9 protein-coding genes are annotated in these 7,058 nt (G+C 73.6%); 7 read left to right on the top strand and 2 right to left on the bottom strand.

Going from position 1 to position 7,058, the window contains the following annotated elements:
- Positions 1-215: 215 nt before the first annotated feature.
- Entirely contained in the window at positions 216-980 is a 765-nt protein-coding gene (locus AC1MIR_RS03570; protein ID WP_480026805.1) for an SDR family NAD(P)-dependent oxidoreductase, read from the bottom strand.
- A 102-nt stretch (positions 981-1,082) separates the two neighbouring features.
- Here AC1MIR_RS03570 and AC1MIR_RS03565 point away from each other — a divergent pair, with 102 nt between their 5' ends.
- A complete protein-coding gene (locus AC1MIR_RS03565) occupies positions 1,083-1,421 on the top strand; it encodes a tRNA-binding protein (protein WP_480026804.1) in 339 nt (112 codons plus the stop codon).
- Between the two features lie 145 nt (positions 1,422-1,566).
- Positions 1,567-2,055: a xanthine phosphoribosyltransferase gene (gene gpt, locus AC1MIR_RS03560; protein WP_480026803.1), complete on the top strand. Its 489-nt coding sequence runs from the start codon at positions 1,567-1,569 to the stop codon at positions 2,053-2,055.
- Positions 2,056-2,070: 15 nt separating this feature from the next.
- On the opposite strand, the gene AC1MIR_RS03555 is transcribed toward gpt, so the two are convergent.
- Positions 2,071-3,381 carry a hemolysin family protein gene (locus AC1MIR_RS03555; protein WP_480027051.1) on the bottom strand — a complete coding sequence of 437 codons (1,311 nt, stop codon included), beginning with the start codon at positions 3,379-3,381 and terminating at the stop codon, positions 2,071-2,073.
- Between the two features lie 115 nt (positions 3,382-3,496).
- Here AC1MIR_RS03555 and AC1MIR_RS03550 point away from each other — a divergent pair, with 115 nt between their 5' ends.
- The 5 genes from AC1MIR_RS03550 to AC1MIR_RS03530 all read left to right on the top strand — a co-directional run bounded on the left by AC1MIR_RS03550 (position 3,497) and on the right by AC1MIR_RS03530 (position 7,013).
- Entirely contained in the window at positions 3,497-3,931 is a 435-nt protein-coding gene (locus AC1MIR_RS03550) for a DUF3429 domain-containing protein (protein WP_480026802.1), read from the top strand.
- Positions 3,932-3,999: 68 nt separating this feature from the next.
- A complete protein-coding gene (locus AC1MIR_RS03545) occupies positions 4,000-4,302 on the top strand; it encodes a hypothetical protein (protein ID WP_480026801.1) in 303 nt (100 codons plus the stop codon).
- Positions 4,303-4,510: 208 nt separating this feature from the next.
- The gene (locus tag AC1MIR_RS03540) at positions 4,511-5,137 is read left to right on the top strand and encodes a bifunctional 4-hydroxy-2-oxoglutarate aldolase/2-dehydro-3-deoxy-phosphogluconate aldolase (RefSeq protein ID WP_480026800.1); all 627 of its coding nucleotides are present in this window, start codon (positions 4,511-4,513) and stop codon (positions 5,135-5,137) included.
- Entirely contained in the window at positions 5,134-6,060 is a 927-nt protein-coding gene (locus AC1MIR_RS03535; protein WP_480026799.1) for a sugar kinase, read from the top strand. The genes AC1MIR_RS03540 and AC1MIR_RS03535 overlap by 4 nt, the downstream gene beginning before the upstream one ends.
- Positions 6,061-6,158: 98 nt before the next feature.
- Entirely contained in the window at positions 6,159-7,013 is an 855-nt protein-coding gene (locus AC1MIR_RS03530) for a TauD/TfdA dioxygenase family protein (RefSeq protein WP_480026798.1), read from the top strand.
- Positions 7,014-7,058 lie beyond the last annotated feature (45 nt).

The raw sequence follows: 7,058 nt of genomic DNA, 5'->3' as shown, positions 1-7,058 counted from the left end.
GCCCCGCCCCCCCCCCCCCCCCCCCCCCCCCCCCCCCCCCCCCCCCCCCCCCCCCCCCCCCCCCCCCCCCCCCCCCCCGGCCGCCACGGCGCCCCGCGCACAGCCCGACAGCGGAACTGGCGCAAGAGCGCCCTGCGCGAAGGCAGGGCGGCGGAGCCGCCGCCCGGCGTCCGAGGGCGCGCGAAAGACTCGCTGACGCATCGATGCTGCAGGCATCAATGCGTCAGGCTGCCGCCGTCGATCACCAGGCTGAGCCCGCTGACCATGCCGCTCACCGGCGCGGCAAGGAACACCACCGCGCCCATGATGTCCTCCACGGTCATCACGCGGCCGAGCGGCATGGAGCGCACCACGCGGGCGCGGAACTGCGGGTCGTCCAGCACCGGGCGCGTCAGCGGCGTCTCGACGAAGCCGGGCGCGATGGCGTTCACCCGGATGCCATGCGGGCCGAGCTCGAAGGCCATCGCCTTGGTCATGCCCTCGACGCCGTGCTTGGTCGCCGAATAGACGCTGCGGTTGGCGCCCGCGACATGGCCGTTCACCGAGGACAGGTTGATGATCGAGCCCTTGATCCCGGCGGCGACCATGCCCTGCGCCACGGCCTGCGCGGTGGTGAACATCGCGCGCAGGTTCAGGTCCAGCAGCGCATCCAGCGAGTCGTCCTTCAGCTCCAGGAAGGGCTCGCGGATATTGGTGCCGGCGTTGTTCACCAGCACGTCGAAGGGGCCCTCCGCCGCCACCGCCGCACGCACCGCGGCGCGGTCCGTCACGTCGAGCCTGACCGCCTTGGCCTGGTGCCCGGCCGCGCGGAGCTCGCCGACCGTCTGCTCCATCTCGGCAAGGCTCCGCGCGCCCAGCACCACCGCAGCGCCGGCGGTGGCCAGCGCCACCGCGGCGGCGCGCCCGATGCCCTTGCTGGCGCCGGTCACCAGAGCGCGCTGCCCGTCCAGGCGGAAGCTCGGCGTGATCGGCAGGGTCATCGGCACTCCTTTCTCCGGCGCGGTCAATGAACCGCGCCGCGCCCCGGCGCAAGTCCGCGCGCGCGCAGTTCCAAGCCGTCCCGCCACGGGCTATGACGCGCCATGGACCAGATCGCCTTTGCCGATTTCGAGCGGGTGGACATCCGGGTGGGCACGGTGGTGGACGCCCAGCCTTTCCCGGAAGCCCGCAAGCCCGCGATCAAGCTGTGGGTGGATTTCGGCGGCGAGATCGGCGTCAAGCAATCCTCGGCCCAGCTCACCGTCCACTACACGCCGGACCGGCTGATCGGGCGGCAGGTGCTGGCCGTGGTGAATTTCCCGCCCCGCCGGATCGGCGGCTTCGAAAGCCAGATCCTGGTGCTCGGCCTGCCGGACGAGAACGGGGCGGTCGTGCTGCTCCGCCCGGACATCAAGGTGCCCGACGGCGGGAAGATGTTTTGAAGCTTTCTGTGCCCTCAGACGCCAGGCGGCCGCATTCGCGGCCTTGGCTTCGCGGCACGCGCCGCGGGCCGCATTCGCGGCCTCGGCCCGCCATGCGGCGGGCCGCCAACGAAGCGCGGGCAGAGGGTTGACCAGGGGAAACCGCATGGCCATCCGCTACTACACCGTCACCTGGGACCAGCTGCACCGCGACGCCAAGGCGCTGGCCTGGCGCCTGGTGGACAAGGGCCCCTATGCGGGAATGGTGGCGATCACCCGAGGCGGGCTGATCCCCTCCGCGATCATCGCGCGCGAGCTGGAATGCCGCCTGATCGAGACCGTCTCCATCGTCACCTATGACGAGGAGAAGCGCGGCCAGCCGAGCGTGGTGAAGCCGCCGGCCGCGGCGCTGGAGAGCCTTGGCCAGGACTGGCTCATCATCGACGACCTGGTGGACACCGGCACGACCGCGAAGGTCATCCGCGGCCTGCTGCCGAAGGCGCATTTCGCCACGGTCTACGCCAAGCCCGCCGGCAAGCCCCTGGTGGACACCTTCATCACCGAGGTCAGCCAGGACACCTGGATCCTGTTCCCCTGGGACACCGAGCCGCAATTCGTGGCGCCGATCGCCAAGTCCCACGCCAACGGGGGCTGAACCGGCGCCGGCCTGTCAGCCCGGCGGGGGCGGCCCCTCCGCCACCTCCTCCTTCGCGGCCAGCACCTTGTCCACGCGGCGGCCGTCCATGTCCACGATCTCGAAGCGCCAGCCGGCCCAGACGATCCGGTCGCCCTCCTTCGGCACGCGCTGCAGCAGCGCGAGCATCAGACCGGCGACGGTGTGATAGGTGCCCTCCCGCGGCAGGTCCGGCAGGTCGAGCCGCGCCTTCAGCTCATCGCTCGCCATCATCCCGTCCAGCAGCAGGCTGCCGTCGTGGCGCTTCACCGCGGGCTGCGATTCCGAGGGCGCCTCGGGCCCCAGTTCGCCGACGATCGCCTCCAGCAGGTCGGAGGCGGTGACCACGCCCTCGAAGCTGCCGTATTCGTCGAGCACCAGCGCCATGCCGATCGGATCGCCGCGCATCCGCTCCAGCGCGTCCAGCGCCGAGAGCGTGTCCGGCAGCACCAGCGGCTGGCGCATCGCGGCGGGGACGGAGAGCGGCGCGCCTTCCAGGATCTGGTCGAGCAGGTCCTTCGCGGCCACCACCCCCACCACATTATCGACCCGCCCGTCGGAGACGACGAAGCGCGTGACGTTGGAGGCGCGCAGCCGCGCGACGACATCCTGCGGCGGCGCGGTGCGGTCGATCCATTCCAGCTCCGTGCGCGGGGTCATCAGCGCGCGCACCGGCTTGTCCGCCAGGCGCAGCACGCGCTCGATCATCTGCCGCTCCTCGGTCTCGATGGCGCCGGAGGTCGCGCCCTCCGCCACCACCGCCTTGACCTCCTCCTCGGTCACCGCCTGGGCCGACGGGTCGTAGCGACCGAACAGCCGCAGCACCGCGGCCGAGGAGGTGGAGAGCAGCCACACCACGGGACTGGTGGCGCGCGAGAGCCAGGACAACGGCCGCGCGACCAGCACCGCGATGCGCTCCGGATGGCGCAGCGCGAGCTGCTTCGGCACCAGCTCGCCGAAGATCAGCGAGAGATAGGTGATCAGCACCACCACCAGGGCGAAGGCGATCTCGGTGGCGAAACGCTCGAGCCCCGGGACACCGGAGAGCAGGTCGGCGATGCCGCCCGACAGCCGGGCGCCGCCGAAGGCGCCGGCCAGGATGCCGACCAGGGTGATGCCGATCTGCACCGTCGGCAGGAAGCGCTGCGGGTCGTCGGCCAGGGCGATCGCCGCGGCGGCGCCGAGGCTGCCGCGCCGCTGCATCGCCACGAGGCGGAGCCGGCGCGCCGAGACGATCGCCAGTTCGCTCATCGCGAAGGCGCCATTGAGGAGAACCAGCAGAAGGATCAGCAGGATCTCGAGGCCCATGGCCATGAAAATGTGCATCTCCGGTTCGGGTGTCGCGCGTCTGTCTAGGCGATGCGCGGCCGGTAGGGAAACGCCGGGGCTTGCGCCCGCTGGCTGCGGGGAAAGATGTGGGCGGATGACGGACACGCCCCTCCCCGCCCCGGCCCTGCCCCTCGGCCTCGCCGGGCTGCTCCCCTTCCTCGGCCTCGCCGCAGCGTCGCTGGCCGGGTGGCCGCCGGCGGCTCCTGCGCTCGCGGCCTATGGTGCGACCATCCTGGCCTTCCTGGGCGCGGTGCATTGGGGCCTGGCGCTGCGCGCGCCGCCCGCGGAGCAGGGCGCCGCCGCCCTGCGGCTGGGGCTCGGCGTGGTGCCGGCGCTGGTCGCCTGGGTCGCCCTGCTGCTGCCCCTGCCGGCCGGAATGGTCCTGCTGGCGACCGGCATCCTGGGCACCGCGGGGGTCGAGACGCTCGCACGGCGTGCAGGGCTGGTGGGGCGAGACTATCTGCGGCTGCGCTGGCTGCTCTCTTCCGGCGCAGCGGGCTCTCTGCTGCTCGGCGCATTGGCCGTTTGAACGCAGATCGGGGATTGTCCAAAAAAAGCGATCCGTGGTAGGGTTTGGTTAACCACGGAGCCGCCCGCATGCCCCCCGCCGACGACGCCGCCCGGGACGCGGCGCTGCTCGCCTTCCCCGATACGCCGGAGCGCCGGCTGCGCCGGGCGCTGCGGCAGCTCGACGCGGCCTTGGCCGAGCAGCGCGAGGCGGTCGCCGCCTTCCGCGCCCAGGTCCAGGCCTTGAATGCCGCCGTGGCGGGTCTCGGCGACAGCACGGACCACCTCCGCGACGCGCTCGGCGACGCCGCGGCGGAGACCGGGCGGGCCCATGCCGCCGCGCTCCGGCTGCGGGACACCGCCGCCGCGCTCGAGGGCGCGACGCAGCGCTGACCCGCGCCGCGGCCATTCCCGCCCGATCGATTCCCATCGGTCGGATGCTGTTCTAGCCTCGCGGCCTGAAAGGGAGCCCCCGTTGCCGGGGCGCGGATCCCTGGACCGGCGGCCCCCGCACGCTGCCACGTGCGCGGCGCCCGGCGGGTGCCCCGCCACCCGGCCCGTGCAGCCCGCCACCGATGACGCCGGCCAGGAGACCCGACCGATGCATCCGCTGATCCCGCGTCTCGCCGCCGCCCGGATCGTCCCGGTGGTCCGCACCAGCCGCGCCGACCTGGCAGAGCGCGCCGTGGACTGGCTGCGCGGCGTCGGCATCACGGTCTTCGAGATCACCATGACGGTGCCCGATGCGCCCGGCCTGATCCGCCGCCTCTCCTCCGACCCGGCGCTGCTGGTCGGCGCCGGGACGGTGCCGGGCCGGGCCGCGGCCGAGGCATGCCTGGAGGCCGGCGCGCAATTCCTCGTGGCGCCCTGGGTGGATGCCGCGGTCGCCGAGGCCGCGCACGGGAAGGGCGCCTGCGCGCTGCTCGGCGCGATGACGCCGACCGAGGTGCGCGCGGCGCTCGCCGCCGGCGCCGATGCGGTGAAGATCTTCCCGGCATCCTCGGCCGGCGGTCCCGCGCACATCAGGGCGCTGCGCTCGGTCTTCCCCGATGTCGCCTTCTGCCCGACCGGCGGCGTGGATGCGCGCAGCGCGCCGGACTACTTCGCCGCCGGCGCGGCTTTCGTCGGCATGGGCGGGCGGCTGGTGGACGAGGCGCTGCTGGCGCGCGGCGACCGCGCCGCGGTGGAGCAGGCGGCGCGCGACGCGCTCGGGATCGTCCAGGCATGAGCGGCATCCTCTGCGTGGGTGAGCCCATGCTGGAGTTCAACCAGATGCCGGTCGGGCCGGACGGGCGCCGGCTCTATCTGGAAGGTTTTGGCGGCGACGCCTCCAACGCCGCGATCGCGGCTGCGCGCAGCGGGGCGCGCGTGGGCATGGTGACCGCCCTCGGCGCCGACCGCGCCGGCGACGCCTTCCGGGCGCTGTGGCGCGAGGAGGGCGTGGACGACAGCACGGTGCCGACCGATCCCGCCGCGCCGACCGGCATCTACTTCGTCACGCATGACGCGCAGGGGCATCACTTCACCTTCCACCGCAAGGGCAGTGCCGCCGCACGGCTGGGGCCGCAGGCGCTGCCCGAGGCGGCGATCCGCGGGGCGCAGGTGCTGCACCTCTCCGGCATCACGCTCGGCATCTCCGAGGCGTCCTGCGACGCCGCCTTCCGCGCCATGGAGATCGCGCGGGCCGCCGGCGCGCTGGTCAGCCTCGACACCAATCTGCGGCTGCGGCTCTGGCCGCTCGCGCGCGCCCGCGCCTGCATCCATGCGGCGGCGGCGATGGCGGATCTGATGTTCCCCTCGCTCGAGGATGCGCAGGCGCTGACCGGCCTGGAGCAGCCGGACGCGATCGCCGACGCCTATCTCGAGTTCTGCCCGCGCGTGCTGCTCAAGCTCGGCCCGGAAGGCGTGCTGATGGCCACGCGGCAGGAGCGCATGCGGGTGCCGGGCTTCCGGGTGCAGGCGGTGGACGCGACCGGCGCGGGCGACACCTTCGCCGGCGCTTTCCTGGCCCGCCGGCTGGACGGCGCGGACTGGGCGGGCGCCGCGCGCTACGCCAATGCCGCGGCGGCGCTCTCCACCCGCGGCTACGGCGCCGTGGCGCCGATCCCGCGCCGGGCGGAGGTGGAGCGCTTCCTCGCCACCCAGGCCTGACCGCCCCGCGCGGGCGATTGACGCCCCCGCGCCCGTTTGCGCCACAATGCGCCCGCGCCGCGCCGTCGCGGCGATGCGCCCGGCCGCCGGAGGTGCCCATGTCCCTGCTCATCACGCCGCTCTCGGCCAGCGGCTTCGGCGCGGAGGTGACGGGCGCCGATCCGACGCTGCAACTGGACGAGGCCGACTTCCGCCGGGTCGAGCAGGCCTGGTCGGACCACGCGATCCTGGTGTTCCGCCACCTGGCGATGACACCGGAACAGCAGATCGCCTTCACCCGGCGCCTCGGCCCGCTGCACGTCATGATGCCGCCGCAATACAACCTCGAGGGCCATCCGGAGATCTTCGTCGTCGGCAACGCCGAGGAAGGCGGCAAGGCGGTCGGCCTGCGCCGCGCCGGGATGGGGTTCCACAGCGACGGGGAGGACAAGGCGATCCCGAATGCGGGCTCCTTCCTCTATGGCGTCACCGTGCCGCCGGAGGGCGGGGATACGATCTTCGCCGACATGTACGCCGCCTGGGATGCGCTGCCCGCCGCGCTGCGGCAACGGCTGCAGGGACGCCGCGCGCGCTTCAGCCGCATCGAGATGCACGGCATCAACTACCCGCACCTGCCGCCGCTGACCGAGGCGCAGAAGCGCGAGCGGCCGGATGTGTGGCACCCGATCGCGCGCCGCCATCCACGCAGCGGCCGCACGGCGCTCTATGTCGGACGCTGGGCGGTGGAGATCGAGGGCATCGCGCCCGAGGAGGGCAAGGCGTTGATCGCCGAGCTCTGCGCGCATGCGCAGCAGCCGCGCTTCCTCTATCGCCATCGCTGGCGGCCGGGTGACGCGGTGCTGTGGGACAACCGCTGCACGCAGCATTGCGCGACGCCCTTCGACGAGGCGCGCTACACCCGCCGCATGCACCGCACCACGCTGGAAGGCGAGGCGCCGCTGCTCGCCGCCTAGAGCAGCGGCCCGGGGGGGGGGACCCCGGCCCGGGGGGGGCGCGCC

This window comes from Falsiroseomonas sp. RANM36, assembly GCF_056682175.1.
This window is presented reverse-complemented; position numbering and strand designations above follow the sequence as displayed.